The sequence below is a fragment of the Taibaiella koreensis genome (assembly GCF_003545715.1).
Taxonomy (GTDB): Bacteria; Bacteroidota; Bacteroidia; order Chitinophagales; family Chitinophagaceae; genus Taibaiella; species Taibaiella koreensis.
In genome coordinates this window covers 115,240-132,210 of sequence record NZ_QVNU01000003.1, presented here as the reverse complement: position 1 = coordinate 132,210, position 16,971 = coordinate 115,240, and the positions used below count along the sequence as shown (strand labels likewise).

The following is a 16,971-nucleotide window of genomic DNA, read 5'->3' as shown; positions in this document are numbered from 1 at the left end:
GCGGCTTGAAAAAGCGGTACGGTAATTGTAGTAATAAGGTAGCAAGAAATACTATGGCTGTTTTAATCCTAAACATACGAAGCATACGTTGTCTGCTCACGTTCCTGGGCACCCTGGTTTGCCTGCCGGGCTTTTCCCAACAAGCCTCCGAACGGCCGCTGCTGCCCGGCGACACCGCAGCGATATTCAGTCGGCTGTACATTCCTCCGAATGTAATGCACCTATATCCCGACAGTGCGTTCAGGATCGCCAGCCGGAACCTGGAGCAAAGCAGGATCTTGGGTTATACTTACGGCGCCGGCTGGTCGTTGATGGATCTGGGTCTGCTCGCGCAGGATAAAGGACAATACCCGGAAAGCATCAGGCTTTTTAATGACGCGATGGAGCTGTTGCAGCGAACGGCAAAAGGGCCCAGGGAAACCCCAAGGCTGCTCAGCTATATCGGCAATGCGTATAATTATATGGGTAATGTACAGCTGGGCTTGCATTACCAGCTAAAAGCGCTCGACCTGGCCCAGAATTTCTACCCCGATATCAATGTCGACTACATTTACAACAATACCGCTGCAATATTCTCGGCGATGAACCGGAGCCCGGAAGTGATCAGGTACTACATGGACCAGGCCGAACGGCTGGCTATCCGGTTCCGGAATTACCCGCTTTTGGGCGCTATAAGCCTGAATAAAGGCAACAATTACCTGGCTGCCAGAGCCCCGGACAGCTGCGCGTATTACCTGCAGCGGGCGGTACAGCTGGGCCGCGCCTCGGGCGACCTCAGGGTTGAATACATAGCGCTGATGAATACCGGTGTGCTGTGGCTGGAACGGGACCGCCCCGATAGCGCCATTGTCTACCTGCAGCAGGCCCGGACGGGGGAACAGGCGATACCTCTGGCTGCCCGTAAATTGCTCGCAGGTTCCCTGGGCAGGGCCTACCTGTTCAACGGCAGGGCTCAGGAGGCAGATCCCCTGATCCGGGAACAATACCGGGACGCCGTCGATACTAAAGATACCGTCAGCCTCAGGGATGCCTATTATAACATGTTCCTGCTCGAAGACAAGCTGGGCCGCTATCGCGAGGCCAGCCGCTTTGCGGGCGATTATATCCGCCTTAACGAAAAGCTGTCGGGTCAGGCGATCTACGAAAGCGTTAATGAACAGGAGATACAATACCGCTCTGCTGAAAAAGAAAAAGACCTGGTGGGTAAACAGCTGAAGATCGCCCGGCAGGAAAAATTGCTGGCGACCCAGAATACCTGGCTCACCGTGATCATCGGCGGTATTGTTACTTTGCTGCTGCTGGCCGCCTTTGCCTGGCACCGCTATACTTCCAGGCAAAAGCTGCTCCGGGCCCGTCTGCGCGATCTGGAACAAACCACCCAGATCGAAACCCTGAAGGCTACCATACAGGGCGAAGAGCAGGAGCGCATCCGCATCGCGCGGGAGCTGCACGATGGCCTTGGCGCCATGACCTCCACCGCGCGCATCAACCTGGGCCTGCTGAAGCAACAGGATGCCGAGTCGGCGCAGGTATTGCAAAGCACCACGCGCCTGCTCGACGAGATCAGCGCCGACCTCAGGTTCACGGCACACAATATGATGCCCAGGGCGCTCATGGAAAAAGACCTGCCCAAAGCGGTGGCCACTTTCTGCGAATATATAGGCCGTAATAAGCCGTTTACGATAAACGTGCAGACCTTTGGGGATTTCACATTGCTACCGGAATACTACCTGCTCAGCACCTACCGTATTGTACAGGAGCTGGTGCATAATGCCGAAAAACATGCCGGCGCTACCGCCATATTCGTGCAGCTATCCTACAGAGATGCCTTGCTTTCGATAACGGTCGAGGACGATGGCAAAGGCTTCGATGCCCGCACGGTAACGCTCCGCAAAGGCCTCGGGCTCGACAGCATCAGGGGACGCGCCCAGAGCCTCGGCGGCGACCTTGTGATCGACAGCGCTCCCGGCAGCGGCACTTCGGTGACCCTTGATATCCAAACCCTGATACCAGTAACTTAACGTTTTATTTCTTCAATCACCTCGCCCACACAAGCGTTGGGCGCCTGTATATGCAGCAGCGCGGCCAGGGTAGCCGAAATATCGGTCATGTGTGTGGTGCGGGAGGTCTCCCCCTTTTTGATGCCCCAGCCATACCAAAGCAGCGGAATGTGCACATCATAAGGGTTCCAGCTACCATGTGTGGTGCCGGTAGTGCCATAGCCGCTGAACCAGGCCGGGTCCAGGATGATCTGTATGGTACCGCAGCGGTTGGGATAATAGCCATTGGTCACCATGCTCTTCACCGGCTCAGGCACCACGCTCTTGTCGGGATGCTCCAGGTCGATCACATTGGTAACCCCATCCTGCACCCGGAACCAGTTGATGATCTCAGCCCTTACGGCTTCGCGATCCAGGCGATGGGCGGCAATGGCCCGCTCATTAAGGTATACCTGGTAGTTCATAAGCGAACTGACCAGGGAGGTGTCCCCATATTTTTTTTCCAGGAAACGGTTCAGATCTTTATTGATCACAGCCAGCGGCAGCGATTTGCCTGGCATATGATGGTCGTTGAGGAAGGTGGGATTATGCGCGCCGCCATGATCGGCGGTGAGGAACAGGGTATAGTTGCCTTTGCCCACTTTGGCATCCAGGTAGCTCATCAATTGGGCCAGGTCCTGGTCAAAACGCAGGTAGGTATCTTCTATCTCGATAGAATTGGGCGCGTACTGATGCCCTACATAGTCAGTACTGGAAAAGCTGACGGCAAGGAAGTCGGTGGTTCCCTGCTGCCCCAGGCGCTCGCCTTCGATACAGGCCTGGGCCATCAGCCGGGTGATCGTATTGCCATAGGGCGTAGAGCGGATTGCATCTTTGCTTTTGCCAATGGCCAGCGAGGTCTTATGGGGAAATACCGGGCGGATTTCACCCTTGGTAGCGCCTTCATAATTATTGTCGTCGGCGGTGCTTTGTACATAGGAAGTTATAGGATACAAGGTATTCCAGTCCAGCTTCATCAGGCTGTCGCTGATATTCCTTTTATTAAAATCCTGCACCCATTGCGGCAATTGCTGCATGTAAAAGCTGCTGGTGATAAAGCTTCCGTTCTCGCCGTCGTACCAGTAGGCGGCGTTGGCGGCATGCCCGGCCGGCAATATTGCACCGCGGTCTTTGATCGAAATGCCGAAGGTGCGTGACCTGAAATTGGTCGCCAGCCTCAGCTCATCGGTAATGGTGGAAGCCAGGAGGTTCCTCGGGCTCATCATTCCGGCTTTACCGCCGCCTACGCTGGTTACCGTCGTGTCTTCGGTGCAGTACCACTCCCTGTTGCTGCGGATATCGACCCAATCGTTGGCCACGATACCATGCAGGGCCGGCACAGAGCCGGTATAGATACAGGTATGGCCGGGCGCCGTAAACGAGGGCAGATAGCTGATCTTCGTATTCTGGCAATTGAATCCCTCGTTCATCAACCGCTTGAATCCCCCGTTTCCGTAACGGTCGTAGAAACGATAAAGGTAATCCCAGCGCATCTGGTCCACGACCACGCCTACAACCAGCTTCGGGCGGCTAAGGGGCTGGGCAGATTGCGCAAAAGAGAACTGGCCGGTGGCCAGGAGCACAGCGGTGCAAGCAAACAGTTTTTTCATACAAAAATGTTGGTCCATCCGGAGAAGCGTTGCTATATGGGCAGGGAGGTAATCCCGGATTTACTGCAAAGAAAACCAATTAATGTTACGCTTTTGTTTCCTGCCGCTTCCAAAGGCTATCTTCCAGGTATTTACCTCCGGGTTCGCAGCTTATTTTTGTAGTAATTAACAACCCGGCTTTTGCCGGCGCCGATTTACAACGGAACTTTGCTCCGCCCCTGGCGGCATTTGGGCTTATGCCCTGTAAATGTTACCTTTGTTTAATAAATGATGTATGTATGGATGCTACCCAAAACAATGTAGTTGCTAACGGAAAACTGTCTTTTGAGGAATTTAAGGAAGAAGTGCTGAAGGACTATGAATTGGCGGTGACCAGCAGGGAAGCCAGCCTGATAGGCCGGAAAGAAGTGTTGACCGGCAAAGCAAAGTTTGGCATTTTTGGCGACGGAAAGGAGCTGGCACAAATAGCGCTGGCAAAAACCTTTAAGCCGGGCGATATCCGCTCGGGATACTACCGCGATCAAACATTGATGTTTGCAACCGGCATGAGCAATGTAGAGCAGTTTTTTGCACAGCTGTATGCCAACCCCGATATTGAACAGGAGCCGGCATCCGGCGGACGCATGATGAACGGGCATTACGGTACCCGCTGGCTCGATGAGAAAGGCGACTGGAAAGACCTGACCGCACAACCGCATTCTACCAGCGATATTTCCCCTACTGCGGGACAAATGGTACGTGCGCTGGGCATCGCTTATGCCTCTAAGCTCTACCGGAATGCAGACAACCTGAAAACAGGCTTCGAGCGGTTTTCCCATAACGGCAACGAGGTCAGCTTTTGCACCATAGGCGATGCTTCTACCAGCGAAGGGCCCTTCTGGGAAACCCTGAACGCGGCCGGCGTACTGAAAGTGCCCCTTGCCGTTTGCGTATGGGACGACGGCTACGGTATATCCGTACCCCGCGCTTATCAAACAACCAAGAATTCGATATCGGAAGCCCTTTCGGGCCTGCAATACGACGAAAAGCTGGACAGCGGCGTAGAGATCTACCGTGTAAAAGGATGGGATTATGCCAGCCTGGTCGATACCTTCCAGAAAGGCATCGCGCGGGTACGTGAGCACCATATTCCGGCGCTGTTTCATGTCCAGGAGGTTACGCAACCCCAGGGACACTCTACCTCGGGCTCGCACGAACGCTACAAGAGCCGCGAGCGCCTGGAATGGGAAAAGGAAATGGACTGCGTGAAGAAGCTCCGCGAGTTTATCCTGGAAAATGCCATTGCCAATGAAGAAGAGCTGGTAGCTGTAGAAGAAAAGGCCAAAGACTACGCCCGCACCTGCAAGCAGGATGCCTGGAATAAATTCCTGTTGCCCATTAAAGAGCAGATACAACAGTTGAGCGCCCTGGCGCAGCAGCTCGTATACGAAGGTGGCAGCAATGCCCAGCAGATCGCTTCCTTCGTTCAGGAACTGGCGGCCATTAAGGAGCCTATCCGTAAAGATGTGCTGCGCACTGCGCAACGCATACTTAAGCTGGCCAACGGCAATAGCCAGGCGGTACGTGGCCTCCGCAACTATTACGAGCAGCTGAAAGCCGATGCTGTAGACAAATTCAATTCGGGCCTGCACTCCACATCGGCCAGTGCGGTAAGCCAGGTGAAGGTAATAGCGCCGCAATACTCGGCCGATAGCCCCCAGCTCAACGGCTTCGAAATTCTTAATAAATTTTTTGACCATACTTTCAGTACCAACCCCGCAGTATTTGCCTTCGGCGAGGATGTGGGTAAGATCGGCGATGTGAATCAGGGTTTTGCCGGCCTGCAGGAAAAACATGGCGAGCTCCGCATTTCCGACACCGGTATCCGCGAAGCCACTATTGTAGGCCAGGGCCTGGGTATGGCCATGCGCGGTCTTCGCCCCATTACCGAGATCCAGTACCTGGATTACCTGCTGTATGGCGTGCAGACCCTGAGCGACGATGTGGCCACGATGTATTACCGTACCCGTGGCGGTCAGAAGTGCCCGCTCATCATCCGTACGCGCGGTCATCGCCTGGAAGGTATCTGGCATAGTGGTTCCCCTATGGGCATGATCATCAATGCGCTCAGGGGCATTAATATCTGTGTGCCCCGCAATATGGTGCAGGCCGCCGGTATGTACAATACCCTGCTGCAAAGCGATGAGCCCGCCGTGGTGGTAGAATGCCTCAACGGCTACCGCCTGAAGGAAAAAATGCCCGATAACCTGTTTGATTTCACAGTGCCCTTCGGTGTGCCGGAGATCCTGCAGGAAGGTGAAGATATTACCATCGTTTCTTACGGCTCTACTCTACGGGTGATCCAGGAAGCCATGGAGCTGTACCTGGCGCCGCAGGGCATCAGCTGCGAGCTGATCGATGTGCAGACCCTGCTGCCTTTCGATACCACACACCGTATCGTGGAATCGCTGAAGAAAACGAACCGTATCCTGTTCATCGATGAAGATGTGCCCGGCGGCGCATCGGCTTATATGTTCCAGCAGGTAATGGAGCTGCAGGGTGGTTATCGCTGGCTCGATGTAGCGCCACGTACGATTGCGGCCAAAGCGCATCGCCCGGCCTACGCTACCGATGGCGACTACTTCTCCAAGCCCAATGCCGAGGATATCGCGGCGGTGATCGAGGAAATGATGGCGGAATAAAGGTTGAATGGCTGCCGGTAATACCTCAGGGTTGCTGAGTCTCTCGAAGTATACCAATTTATTGCTGTTCTGTCGACACGCTCAAAGACCGGAAATAATTGGTTTCCTATGTCGGGATAGTCAATAAAAAATAATCAGTGCAATAAAAATGGCCGGTCAAAAGACCGGCCATTTTTATTGCAGCTCCGTTTCAAAATAACATCTTACATAGATAACTGATCAATACCAATGCAGTGGTAGCCAGGTAGCTGTATTTTATATAAGCGGCTCCATTGGTCAGCCGGAACCTGAGGTGTACAGCCGTAAGACCCAGGGTAAACAATACGGGAAGCAAAGCCGGGTAAAGCATAAAGCTTTCTTTAAAATGCCCTTGCAGCAAAGCGACAAAGGCCCGCTGCATGCCGCATCCAGGACAATCCATGCCGGTAAGGCGCTTGTAAGGACAAGGCAGCAGATGATGTTCCAGCCAATGAATGATCCCTGCCATAATGAAGCATTGAGCTAACGAAAATAAAGACGCTGGAGCAAAAAACGCTATCCCTGACGGGATAGCGTTTGCAATTATGTATTCAGGATCAATGACGGTACATATCCCAGGGCATAGTAGACAGGGAAGCGCCATAGATAATGAGGCAAATGATAAGGAACAGAATGTACAGCGCCGAGAGACTCACCCCTACGATGGCACAAACACGACCGGCATTCATATTCTTGAAGGACGATGGTGTATACAGATCGGGGTTGGATTGGTAAAGCCTTTTGGCTTTACCGGCCATTACCAGGGCAATGATGCCGCAAATGGTACCGACAATGCCGTAGCAGAAACAGCCTACGATCGATATGATGCCAAGAACAAGAACAGCGGTAGCATTGGGCAGTTCTTGCCTGGGATTATTAAAGATCTCGCTGGAGGGTTTGTTGATGTTTTCCATATGGGTACAGATTTTGGCACGAAAGATAGTAAACCTCTTATTCCCACAGAAAGAAAATATACCAAAAGATTATTAAATTGTTGATAGCCCGTGGAAAACCTGCCTAAAACAAGGGCTTATTGTACCATTATCTTTTCCGCGAACAGTAATGCGCCATCCTCCCTTACCTGCAGCAGGTAAAGGCCCGGCGCAAGGCCGGCCAGGTCAATAAGCCCATCTTTGCTGAAATTGATCTCTCCCAGGCTTGTTCCCGTAAGGCTAAGCAAAGCAGCATTCATCCGGGCGCCGCCATATCCTTTGTAGACAATATGTAGCCAGCTGGTCGCCGGGTTAGGCATAATGTCGAAGCGGGCGCGATGGTTTTCCAGCTTCCTCACCGAGCTCGCATCCGAACAGGCACTGTAGGCAGAAAGTGGTATAGTATCCTGGTTTTTAAAACAGACCAGGCGGGTATCCCATTCGCCCAGCCCATCGGGAATAAATATAGGCCCGGTATCGTTACCGATGCCTTCTATCACCTGGTAACGGGCCGGCCGGGAGTCATTCGGGAAATAAGCGCTCATTTGAAAGGTCTTGTGATAAAGGCCATTCATGAGTACCGAATCTACAGATTGCACCACATGATAGCTGAGGCTATCGCCGGCCGTCGCCGGCGAAACCACATAAGGCATGGCAAGGGTATCGCCCGCCCGGAGATTATAATCGAGGTATACAAATGCATGGGTATCGGTAGCAACCAGGCGGGTGGGTCCGGGTCCGGGCAGCGGCCTGATGTACACCTTATGTGCCTGTGTATCGTCCCGTACCCATACACCATTTTCGTATTCCAGCCAGTGATACTGGTAACCAGCCAGCACGACGACCGTATCTTTAAACCGATAATGAGATATGATCGTTGTTCCGGGAGGTCCCTCAGGCGCTATCGTAATGCTTGTCCGCCATTGGTTCGTCGTATCGGAAAACCAGACCTTTTGCGCCAACGCAGGCAGTCCCGGCAGCAACAAAAGGTAGAAAAGGATAAGGTAGTGTTTCTTCATGGTGCTATTTTTCTATGCATTAAATATACAAAAATCCGGCTTGCTTTCTTTACACAATCCGTGTATAACTCATTTTACCGGCCCACCGGCATTTCTTAATTTTGTACTTATTTCCCCGATGCAACAATACCTAGACCTTTTACAGCATATACTCGATACCGGCGTTGAAAAAAGCGACCGTACCGGCACCGGCACCATCAGTTGTTTTGGCTACCAGATGCGCTTCGACCTGCAAAAGGGCTTTCCCCTGGTTACCACCAAAAAGCTGCACCTCAAGTCCATTATCTATGAGCTGCTCTGGTTCCTGAAAGGCGATACCAATATTGGCTATCTTAAAGAGCACCAGGTAAAGATCTGGGACGAATGGGCAGATGCTAACGGCGATCTGGGACCTGTATATGGCAAGCAATGGCGTAGCTGGGAAGGCGCCGATGGTAAAGTCTACGACCAGATCGGCGATGTGCTGCACCAGCTGCGCACCAATCCCGACAGCCGGCGTATGATCGTGAATGCCTGGAATGTGGCCGACCTGCCGCAGATGGCGCTCAGCCCCTGCCATGCCCTGTTCCAGTTCTATGTGGCCAATGGAAAGCTAAGCTGCCAGCTGTACCAGCGCAGCGCCGATGTATTCCTCGGCGTGCCTTTCAACATTGCCTCTTATGCGCTGCTCACGATGATGATGGCCCAGGTATGCGGACTCGAATACGGCGAGTTCATCCACACCTTCGGCGACGTACACTTATACAGCAACCATATCGAACAGGCCCGCCTGCAGCTGAGCCGCCAACCCTTCCCGCTGCCGCAAATGAGGCTGAACCCGGCGGTAAAGGATCTTTTTGCTTTTACCTATGAGGATTTTACCCTGGAACAGTACGAAAGCCACCCGCATATTAAAGCGCCCGTGGCGGTGTAATTTTTGGGATAGAGAAAATATACGGGAGCATTTTATTCAGAAATGCTCCCTTTTTATTCGATCGACCCTCTTTTAACCGCCGGAAAAACAATCGTACCTTTGCACCCCTGATAGCTAAAGCTTTAAATTTATTTCAACAATATGTTGCCTATTGTAGCCCAGATCAAGATCGCTGCTGCGCAAGCCATCAACCACCTGTATCCCGCAGCCGCGGTTACCGACGAAACAATACTTGTCAACGAGACGAAGCCTGAATTTGCAGGCGACTATACCGTAGTGCTTTTCCCTTTCGTCAAAAGTCTGCGCCAGAATCCTGCCGTGCTGGGCAAAGCCATAGGCGAGTACCTGCTGGCCCATTACCCCTTGTTTACAGCGCACGAAACGGTGGCCGGCTTTCTCAACCTTACCGTGGCCGATACAGAGCTGGCGGCCTTTCTGAACCACAGCTACAACGATACGCAATACGGACAAAAGGAAAGTAACGGGCAAAAGGTGATGATCGAGTACTCTTCGCCCAATACCAATAAGCCCCTGCACTTCGGCCACCTGCGCAACAATTTCCTGGGCTGGTCGGTAGCCGCGATACTTAAGGCCAATGGCTATGAGGTAATCAAGGCCAACCTGGTCAACGATCGCGGCATCCATATCTGCAAATCGATGATCGCCTGGATGCGCTATGCCGATGGCGCTACGCCCGAAAGCACGGGGATCAAAGGCGATCACCTCGTAGGCGACTACTACGTTAAATTCAACGACGTGTACAAGCGGGAGATCGACACCCTGGTAACGCAGGGCATGGACAAAGAAAAAGCCGAAAAGGAAGCGCCCATTATGCTCGAAGCCCAGGAATTGCTCCGCAAATGGGAAGCCGGCGATCCGGAAGTATATGCCCTCTGGCAAAAAATGAACAGCTGGGTATACCAGGGCTTCGACGCCTCTTACAAAAAACTGGGTATCGACTTCGATAAAATGTATTACGAAAGTGATACTTACCTGCTGGGCAAAGCCATCGTGGAAGAAGGACTGGCCAAAGGCGTCCTGTTCAAAAAGGACAATGGATCGGTATGGATCGACCTCACTGCCGACGGGCTGGATGAAAAGCTGCTGCTGCGCGCCGATGGCACTTCGGTATACATGACCCAGGACCTGGGTACCGCCCGCCTTAAATACAACGACTTTCACATGGACCGCTCGGCTTATGTGATCGCCGACGAGCAGAACTACCATATGCAGGTGCTCAAGCTGATACTGCAGAAGCTGGGCGAACCCTGCGCCGAAGGCATTTACCACTTGTCCTATGGCATGGTCGAGCTGCCTTCGGGCCGTATGAAAAGCCGCGAGGGTACCGTGGTCGACGCCGACGATATGGTCGCCGAAATGATTGCCCTGGCCCGGGAACAAGCCCTGGAGGCCGGCAAGACCGAAGACTTTGCACCTGAAGAGCAGGAGCGCCTGTACGATATGGTGGGCCTGGGCGCGCTCAAGTTTTACCTGCTGCGCGTAGAGCCCAGGAAGAAGATGATCTTCGACCCCAAAGAGTCCATCGACCTGCATGGTTTTACAGCAACTTTTATCCAATATGCCCATGTACGTATCTGCTCCGTCCTGCGCAAAAATGAAATTGCATATGGTCAGTTCACGCTAGGCGAAGGCCTGGCCCCACTGGAGAAATCCCTGCTGCTGAAGATCGAACAATACCCCTCTATCCTGGATCAGGCGGCAAAGGAATATAATCCCTCCCTGGTTTGTAATTATGCCTTTCAGCTCGCGCAGCTGTTCAATTCATTCTTCGCGGTGCATAGCATCAACCAGGCGGAAAGCGAAGAAAAAAGGCAGTTACGGCTCATGCTGGTTACAATGATCGGCAACGTGATCCGGCACGCTATGAGCCTGCTGGGTATCGAGGTACCACAGAAGATGTAATATGAACAACTCGGGTACCATTACGGAAACACCAGCAAGCCTAACCATTGAGGCCAGGGTAGCCATTCCTTTATATCTCAAAGTGATCCTGGTGCTGTTCTTCGTCCTTGCCGCAATGTTTACCGCGCTCGTCATGAATATGGTTGCCGGAGATTCGGCCAAAGCTTTGTTGGGTGTTACCCTGCTGGGTGGTGCGCTGCTGTTCTTCTGCGGCCGTTATGTGCTTTGGAACATTGCCGGAAGCGAGGTCGTTACTGTTTCTGCACAATCCATATGCTACTACAGGCGGTATGGCGCCATTGGCCGGCCGGCCCGGGTGATTATGTTCCAAACCCTGGCGACCAACATCGAAACCGTAAAGCAGGAAAAAGACATTACCTGGGGCACGATCAATTTTTACGATCGCAATGCCATCACTATGCAGCTGCAGCATATCTTCTCTTCGGCTGTTTACCTTCCTATAGAGCAGCTGGCAGCGGTGCAGCAAAAGCTTGCTGGGCTGTTTGAGCGACAGCAAGCCGGCCAGTGGCTCAGCTTCTCCCTGAATTAGAATAAGCTATTGCCAAAGGCCCCAAGCCTGTCACATTGAGTAGTTCAAAATGGGAACAGGCTTGAAACCTAGTTTTTGTTGTATTTCGAAGCGCCATGAAAAGACGGCGTAGTACCGGTAATTTTTGTCGTGCTTCGACTCCGCTCAGCAAGACAAAGATTACCCCTTTTGACCCCTGCTCCTTCGCATTTTGCCATAGCTTACCCTTGCTAACGGATCAGCGAGAGCGACTCTTTTTTCTCATACAGCTTACCATCGGCGCAGGTATACCGGATCAGGTACATATAGGTATCGGTGCCCGCTTTGGAACCATTTTCATAATTGCCATCCCAACCTTTAGGAATATTGGTATTGTTGTAGACCAGCTGGCCCCAACGGTCAAATACCTGCATCGACACCAACAACTGACCGGTCTGCAACGCCGGTTTAAAATAGTCGTTCATACCATCGCCATTGGGAGAAAAAGCATTGGGCGTAAACACCTCGCAACAAGGCTTCGTATTGACCAGCACCGTGTCTGTATCGAAGCACCCGTATTGGTTGTAGACCGTAAGCGTGACCCGGGTAGGTTCGATAAAAATACCAGTCACTTCCGGCTTTTCGGAGCCGCCCGTGATGCGGAAGGCCTTCGCCGGCTCCCAGCGGTAATCGTCCACACCCGTTGTCTGGGCCGAAAGCTTCATGGTATCGTAGGCGCAGATGACCTCGTCGCCCGGAGGCATGATCCTGGCTTCCGGCAGCGGATAGATCACTACTTTCAGCTTTAGCGAAGTATCGGTACACCCCTTATCGGTAACGGCGCTCAGCCAGTAAGTGCCGGCTGTAGTTGCCGTATAAGAAGGGCCTGTTTCACCAGCCATGGCCACATCGTCGCGAAACCATTGATAAGTGGTCGTGGCGCCGGGCTTGGTTACAGCCAGTATGCTGGAAGAGCCTTCGCAGATACCCACTTCATGGGCGCCATTGCCGTTGTTGAGCACCACATCGGGCAAGGGATTGACCTGCAGGTTGAGGTAATAGATGCTGTCGCAGCCTTTTACGGTTTTAAAAGTAGTATCGTACAGCCCAGTCTCATAATAGTATAGTCCATAGAACAGGTAGGTATTGCCTTTGCATATCTCGACCAGGTCGTTCCGCCCGAAGTGATACACAGGATTAATGCGTATGGTATAAGCCACCGTTTGCGTAACGCTTATGGGGCAGCCATCGTCTTTGAGGTTCACATAAAACACATAATCGCCGGGGGCTACGCCACCGATATCCCAGCTGAAGTGCATCGTGGGCGAGGGGCTGCCATCGCCGCTTACATTAACAAGGGCCCCTGCAGGCAGATTGGTAGTAGTGATCGCAATATTATCGCCTTCGGGATCGGTAGCATGGATATCGAACGACACGTTGCCGCTGGTGCCCTCGCAGGCATTGATCGTACTGGGGTCGGAGGGATCGGCATTGGCATTGGTAAGGTTGGTCACCGGGCCCCCGGGCCCCTGGTTGGGGCAGTTGGTCAATATAATAAAGGCCATTTCCCTCATACTGCTGCCCACAATGTTGCCCCCTCTTGTCTCGACCACTTTATTGACCACTACACTATTGACTGCAGCGTTGGGATTAAAGTTCATCTGCCCGCTTACCGGGTTGAAGCTGAACGAGCCTGGTGCGGCGGGTACCGGATTGGTGGCTGTATAGGGCGGATTGTATACGATATCGGAAGGCGGCGGTGCATTAACGATCAGCGATTCTTTAGCCGCTACCAGGCTGAATGCAAGCCCGTCGCCGTCGGGATCCACCGCTCCCAGGTTATAGGTCTGGAGGTGATTGATACAGAAGAACGGCGTAGGTACAGAGGTAAAGGCGCTGGTAGAGTTCTGGCCGGCGGTATTGTTCAGTGTTGCTTCCAGGTACATGAGCGAGCTGCCGGCCTGCACATCGGCATTGGTGATCAGCGGCGTACGGCCCGCGTTGGAGCCCAGGTTGATCGATCCTTCAAATTCGAACCGCCAGTTGGCCGATGCGCCGTTCACCGTAAAATCGCCCTCGTATACATACAGCTTAACGCCCGGGATGGGGTTGTTGATATTGGTACAGGTGGTACTGTTTACCTCATCAGGGCAAACAGGCGTGATCTCCACATCGCTGAGCGCAGCATTGTAGGTAAGATTGACCCCATTGATAAGGCTGGTGTTGTCGTACAAAGCGACATAGGGATTGGCCCCGATCAGCAGTGGCAACGCGGCGCTGGTAGAGCTGCAATCTGCAAAAAATTTAAGGGTTACCTTGTAGGTATGTGTGGTGCCGCTGGACGATACATAGGTGTACCCGATCTCTCCGCCCAATAGGTGGCTGGCCCTGGCCGTTGCTATGCCTAGCAACAGGAACGGCAATAGGAGTGTAAGAATGCGCTTCATAGGTTGTGTTTGGTTTTAAAGCATATTTCATGTATCTATAGGATAAATTTATATGATAGACTTCCCTTTGGTTTCAAAAAGCTAGGGATTGATAATTTTATAACATTTCTTTAGCACCTGATCCAAAAAGGATTTCTATTTTTCGTTGTCCTAGGATGAGCCGGATATATGGGTGAGGCTTTTAAAACCAGCCTCGCGGGGGAAGGATATTTTTAAGATTCATTTTTTTCCGTAATGAATCTTTTTTAAATTCGCATACCATATCAGAAAAAGTTTGCAATTATTGCTATACTGGCTTCTTTATGGATAATATAGTTTTCTGAAGTTTTTAGGACCAATTGAACGAAGCATAAGTCACCAACAACCGAACAGGAAAAACTATCAATTATGACTACACAGCAGCCGGATCAGCAGGCGGCCAACCGGATTACTCCTGAAATGTGGAATGAACTGGAATTTACAGGCAAAGCATTTTGTTCGCTTAACGAGGAGCAGGAATTGATTTTGAACGCGACGACTTATAGTCCCGAGCGCAAGCTTTCGGCGCTTACACCCGATAACTATGCTACTGTGGTCGCGGCGCTGGTCGAAAAATTCAAAGAGGTGGAACATAAGGCGCTGGAACTGGACACCGAATGGGGCCAGCAGGAAGATAAACTTAAGCTAAGCGGAAAGATCGCCAGGCTTAAGGAGTACATTCAGCGGGCCAACGCCATAGGCGATTACAGCCCTATCTATACTGGTCTCGAGGAAAAAGAAAAGGAAGTACAGCAACTGCAGGATGCCCATTATGCTGAAAAGCTGAAGCTGGCCGAAAAGGCAGAGGCACTGCAGGATTCGGAAGACTGGAAAGCCACGACCGAAGCCTTCAGGACTATTGTTGAAGAATGGAAAGCTGCCAATCCCGCCGATAAGAACCGCAGCGAAAAGCTATGGGAACGTATCGAAAAGGCCCGCAACCATTTTTACGAACGGAAACGGCAGCACCATGAAGATATCGAGCAGGACATGATGCAAAACCTCGACCTTAAGCTCGAGATTTGCGAAACAGCCGAAAAACACGCCCATTCGGAAGACTGGCGCAAATCGTCGGACGTGATGAAGGAGCTGATGGACAAATGGAAAACCATAGGTCGTGTTGCCTCTGCCGAAAAGAATGAAGAGCTGTGGAACCGCTTTATCCAATCCCGCAATATCTTTTTCGACCGTAAAAAACAACATTTTGAACAAATCCAAACCGAACAGGAAGGTAACTATGCCCTGAAACTGGCCCTTGTGGAAAAGGCCGAGGACCTGAGCAACAATACCGACTGGAAAGATACCACCGCCCTGCTGGCCCACATTATGGACGAGTGGAAAACGATAGGCAAGGTACCCTTTGAAAAAGCAGACGAGCTATGGAACCGGCTGCAGGCGGCCAGGGACAGGTTCTTTGCTGCTAAACGGCAAAGTGCAGAAGAGTTTAAGGTAAACCTGGAAGACAACTACGCCCAAAAGCTGGCGCTGCTGAACAGGGCCGAACACCTCAAGCAATCGGAAAACTGGAAAGAGGTAACCGAAGAGATGAACGACCTGATGCAGGAATGGAAAAAGATAGGCCATATTCCCAGGGAGTACGGCGATGAAATATGGGAACGCTTTATTGCGGCCCGCCATCTTTTCTTCGATCGTAAAGATGCAGACCGCGATAAACGCAAAGCCCGGTTCCAGAACCAGCTGGACAGCCGCTTCCAGCAAACACGGCAATTCCTCGACAAGATCAGGGCCGAGCTGGAAGAAGAAGAGAGCAAGCTGGCCGATTTTCGCGAATCGCTTAACAATACTACCGGCACAGGTAGTAAGGAAGATGAACTGCGCAGGCACCTGGAAAACCTGATCCACCAGATCGAGAAGAAGCTGCCTGCCCGCCGTGAAAAGATAGCTGAAGTAACACGGCAATACGAGGAACTGCACCAAAAGCGCTCCGAAGGCCGCCCGGAAAAGAACAGACAGGTAGAAGAAGAGCCGGAATAGCTTTCTGCCGGTATAAGAGCCCCAGGCTCCGGTAAAGCTGTCCTTTCACCATCGGGGACAGCTTTTTACCTAGCACCTTACGGAAAAGGCGATGGCGTCAATGGTTAAAGCGTAACTTTGTACCGCATTCCCTTTTCCCTAATCCAGAACTTATGTACGGCGTCGAAAACATCATGCTCTCCGAGATCATCACCGTATCCATCACACTTTTTGCCGTGATCGATATCCTGGGTTCCATACCGGTGCTCATTGGCCTCAAGAAGAAAATGGGAGAGATCAATAGCCTGCAGGCAACCCTCGTATCGGGAGCGCTGATGCTGCTGTTCTTCTTTGCCGGTGGGCAGATGCTGCATTTCATGGGTCTCGACATTGCGTCATTCGCCATTGCCGGTTCCTTCATCATTTTCTTTTTGGGTATGGAAATGATCCTGGGTATTGAATTCTTCAAGAGTGAAGGCGGCGGAAAGACCGGCAGCGTGGTGCCTATCGCGTTCCCGCTGATCGCCGGATCGGGCACACTAACCACGGTGATGTCGCTCAAGGCCAGCTACCATCATTACAATATCCTGATCGGCATCCTCATCAACCTGCTGATCGTCTTTGCCTGTCTCAAAGCCCTCAATTTCATTGAAAAGCTATTGGGCCCTTCCGGCATTATGGTGGTGCGTAAATTCTTTGGCGTTATCCTTATCGCCATTGCCGTTAAAATATTCAAACAAAATATAGGTCTGAAATAAGACGCCGCAACAAATATTCTTGCTGCTTTTCCGGCATTTGTTTTAAATTTCACTCCGACCCATTTTATCGGACCATTCTGCCGTCTATGTTGGTGAAATGTGATAATTTCGCTTTCTTCTTACAATACACA

12 protein-coding genes are annotated in these 16,971 nt (G+C 51.9%); 7 read left to right on the top strand and 5 right to left on the bottom strand.

Annotation, left to right across the window (positions count from 1 at the left end):
* Positions 1 to 53: 53 nt before the first annotated feature.
* Positions 54 to 2,021 carry a tetratricopeptide repeat-containing sensor histidine kinase gene (locus DZK30_RS10600; protein ID WP_118974123.1) on the top strand — a complete coding sequence of 656 codons (1,968 nt, stop codon included), beginning with the start codon at positions 54 to 56 and terminating at the stop codon, positions 2,019 to 2,021.
* On the opposite strand, the gene pafA is transcribed toward DZK30_RS10600, so the two are convergent.
* Positions 2,018 to 3,649 carry an alkaline phosphatase PafA gene (pafA, locus tag DZK30_RS10595; protein ID WP_118974122.1) on the bottom strand — a complete coding sequence of 544 codons (1,632 nt, stop codon included), beginning with the start codon at positions 3,647 to 3,649 and terminating at the stop codon, positions 2,018 to 2,020. The genes DZK30_RS10600 and pafA overlap by 4 nt on opposite strands.
* Before the next feature lie 278 nt (positions 3,650 to 3,927).
* Between pafA and DZK30_RS10590 the strand changes: the two genes are divergently transcribed.
* The gene (locus DZK30_RS10590; protein WP_118974121.1) at positions 3,928 to 6,330 is read left to right on the top strand and encodes an alpha-ketoacid dehydrogenase subunit alpha/beta; all 2,403 of its coding nucleotides are present in this window, start codon (positions 3,928 to 3,930) and stop codon (positions 6,328 to 6,330) included.
* A gap of 190 nt (positions 6,331 to 6,520) precedes the next feature.
* Here the strand turns inward: DZK30_RS10590 and DZK30_RS10585 are convergent, their stop codons facing one another.
* From DZK30_RS10585 to DZK30_RS10575, 3 genes are all read right to left on the bottom strand, one after another.
* The gene (locus DZK30_RS10585) at positions 6,521 to 6,817 is read right to left on the bottom strand and encodes a DUF2752 domain-containing protein (RefSeq protein ID WP_162903014.1); all 297 of its coding nucleotides are present in this window, start codon (positions 6,815 to 6,817) and stop codon (positions 6,521 to 6,523) included.
* 88 nt (positions 6,818 to 6,905) lie between these two features.
* Positions 6,906 to 7,262: a CCC motif membrane protein gene (locus tag DZK30_RS10580; protein WP_118974119.1), complete on the bottom strand. Its 357-nt coding sequence runs from the start codon at positions 7,260 to 7,262 to the stop codon at positions 6,906 to 6,908.
* 116 nt (positions 7,263 to 7,378) lie between these two features.
* Positions 7,379 to 8,299, bottom strand: coding sequence for a T9SS type A sorting domain-containing protein (locus tag DZK30_RS10575; RefSeq protein ID WP_118974118.1), 921 nt, complete (start codon positions 8,297 to 8,299; stop codon positions 7,379 to 7,381).
* Between the two features lie 118 nt (positions 8,300 to 8,417).
* On the opposite strand from DZK30_RS10575, the gene DZK30_RS10570 reads away from it, so the two are divergent.
* From DZK30_RS10570 to DZK30_RS10560, 3 genes are all read left to right on the top strand, one after another.
* Entirely contained in the window at positions 8,418 to 9,212 is a 795-nt protein-coding gene (locus DZK30_RS10570) for a thymidylate synthase (RefSeq protein ID WP_118974117.1), read from the top strand.
* Between the two features lie 141 nt (positions 9,213 to 9,353).
* Positions 9,354 to 11,135, top strand: coding sequence for an arginine--tRNA ligase (gene argS, locus DZK30_RS10565; RefSeq protein ID WP_118974116.1), 1,782 nt, complete (start codon positions 9,354 to 9,356; stop codon positions 11,133 to 11,135).
* 1 nt (position 11,136) lies between these two features.
* The gene (locus tag DZK30_RS10560; protein ID WP_118974115.1) at positions 11,137 to 11,685 is read left to right on the top strand and encodes a hypothetical protein; all 549 of its coding nucleotides are present in this window, start codon (positions 11,137 to 11,139) and stop codon (positions 11,683 to 11,685) included.
* A 209-nt stretch (positions 11,686 to 11,894) separates the two neighbouring features.
* On the opposite strand, the gene DZK30_RS10555 is transcribed toward DZK30_RS10560, so the two are convergent.
* Positions 11,895 to 14,090: a gliding motility-associated C-terminal domain-containing protein gene (locus DZK30_RS10555; protein WP_118974114.1), complete on the bottom strand. Its 2,196-nt coding sequence runs from the start codon at positions 14,088 to 14,090 to the stop codon at positions 11,895 to 11,897.
* A gap of 387 nt (positions 14,091 to 14,477) precedes the next feature.
* Here DZK30_RS10555 and DZK30_RS10550 point away from each other — a divergent pair, with 387 nt between their 5' ends.
* Both DZK30_RS10550 and DZK30_RS10545 read left to right on the top strand, forming a co-directional pair.
* Positions 14,478 to 16,103 (top strand): DUF349 domain-containing protein, encoded by a 1,626-nt coding sequence (locus DZK30_RS10550; protein ID WP_118974113.1) that lies wholly within the window; start codon positions 14,478 to 14,480, stop codon positions 16,101 to 16,103.
* A gap of 152 nt (positions 16,104 to 16,255) precedes the next feature.
* Positions 16,256 to 16,840 (top strand): MarC family protein, encoded by a 585-nt coding sequence (locus DZK30_RS10545; RefSeq protein WP_118974112.1) that lies wholly within the window; start codon positions 16,256 to 16,258, stop codon positions 16,838 to 16,840.
* The last annotated feature ends 131 nt before the right edge of the window (positions 16,841 to 16,971 follow it).

Excerpts from the sequence above, each read along its gene's own strand:
- DZK30_RS10600 (WP_118974123.1), top strand. The coding sequence starts at position 54 with ATGGCTGTTTTAATCCTAAACATACGAAGCATACGTTGTCTGCTCACG.
- pafA (WP_118974122.1), bottom strand. The coding sequence starts at position 3,649 with ATGAAAAAACTGTTTGCTTGCACCGCTGTGCTCCTGGCCACCGGCCAG.
- DZK30_RS10590 (WP_118974121.1), top strand. The coding sequence starts at position 3,928 with ATGGATGCTACCCAAAACAATGTAGTTGCTAACGGAAAACTGTCTTTT.
- DZK30_RS10585 (WP_162903014.1), bottom strand. The coding sequence starts at position 6,817 with ATGGCAGGGATCATTCATTGGCTGGAACATCATCTGCTGCCTTGTCCT.
- DZK30_RS10580 (WP_118974119.1), bottom strand. The coding sequence starts at position 7,262 with ATGGAAAACATCAACAAACCCTCCAGCGAGATCTTTAATAATCCCAGG.
- DZK30_RS10575 (WP_118974118.1), bottom strand. The coding sequence starts at position 8,299 with ATGAAGAAACACTACCTTATCCTTTTCTACCTTTTGTTGCTGCCGGGA.
- DZK30_RS10570 (WP_118974117.1), top strand. The coding sequence starts at position 8,418 with ATGCAACAATACCTAGACCTTTTACAGCATATACTCGATACCGGCGTT.
- argS (WP_118974116.1), top strand. The coding sequence starts at position 9,354 with ATGTTGCCTATTGTAGCCCAGATCAAGATCGCTGCTGCGCAAGCCATC.
- DZK30_RS10560 (WP_118974115.1), top strand. The coding sequence starts at position 11,137 with ATGAACAACTCGGGTACCATTACGGAAACACCAGCAAGCCTAACCATT.
- DZK30_RS10555 (WP_118974114.1), bottom strand. The coding sequence starts at position 14,090 with ATGAAGCGCATTCTTACACTCCTATTGCCGTTCCTGTTGCTAGGCATA.
- DZK30_RS10550 (WP_118974113.1), top strand. The coding sequence starts at position 14,478 with ATGACTACACAGCAGCCGGATCAGCAGGCGGCCAACCGGATTACTCCT.
- DZK30_RS10545 (WP_118974112.1), top strand. The coding sequence starts at position 16,256 with ATGTACGGCGTCGAAAACATCATGCTCTCCGAGATCATCACCGTATCC.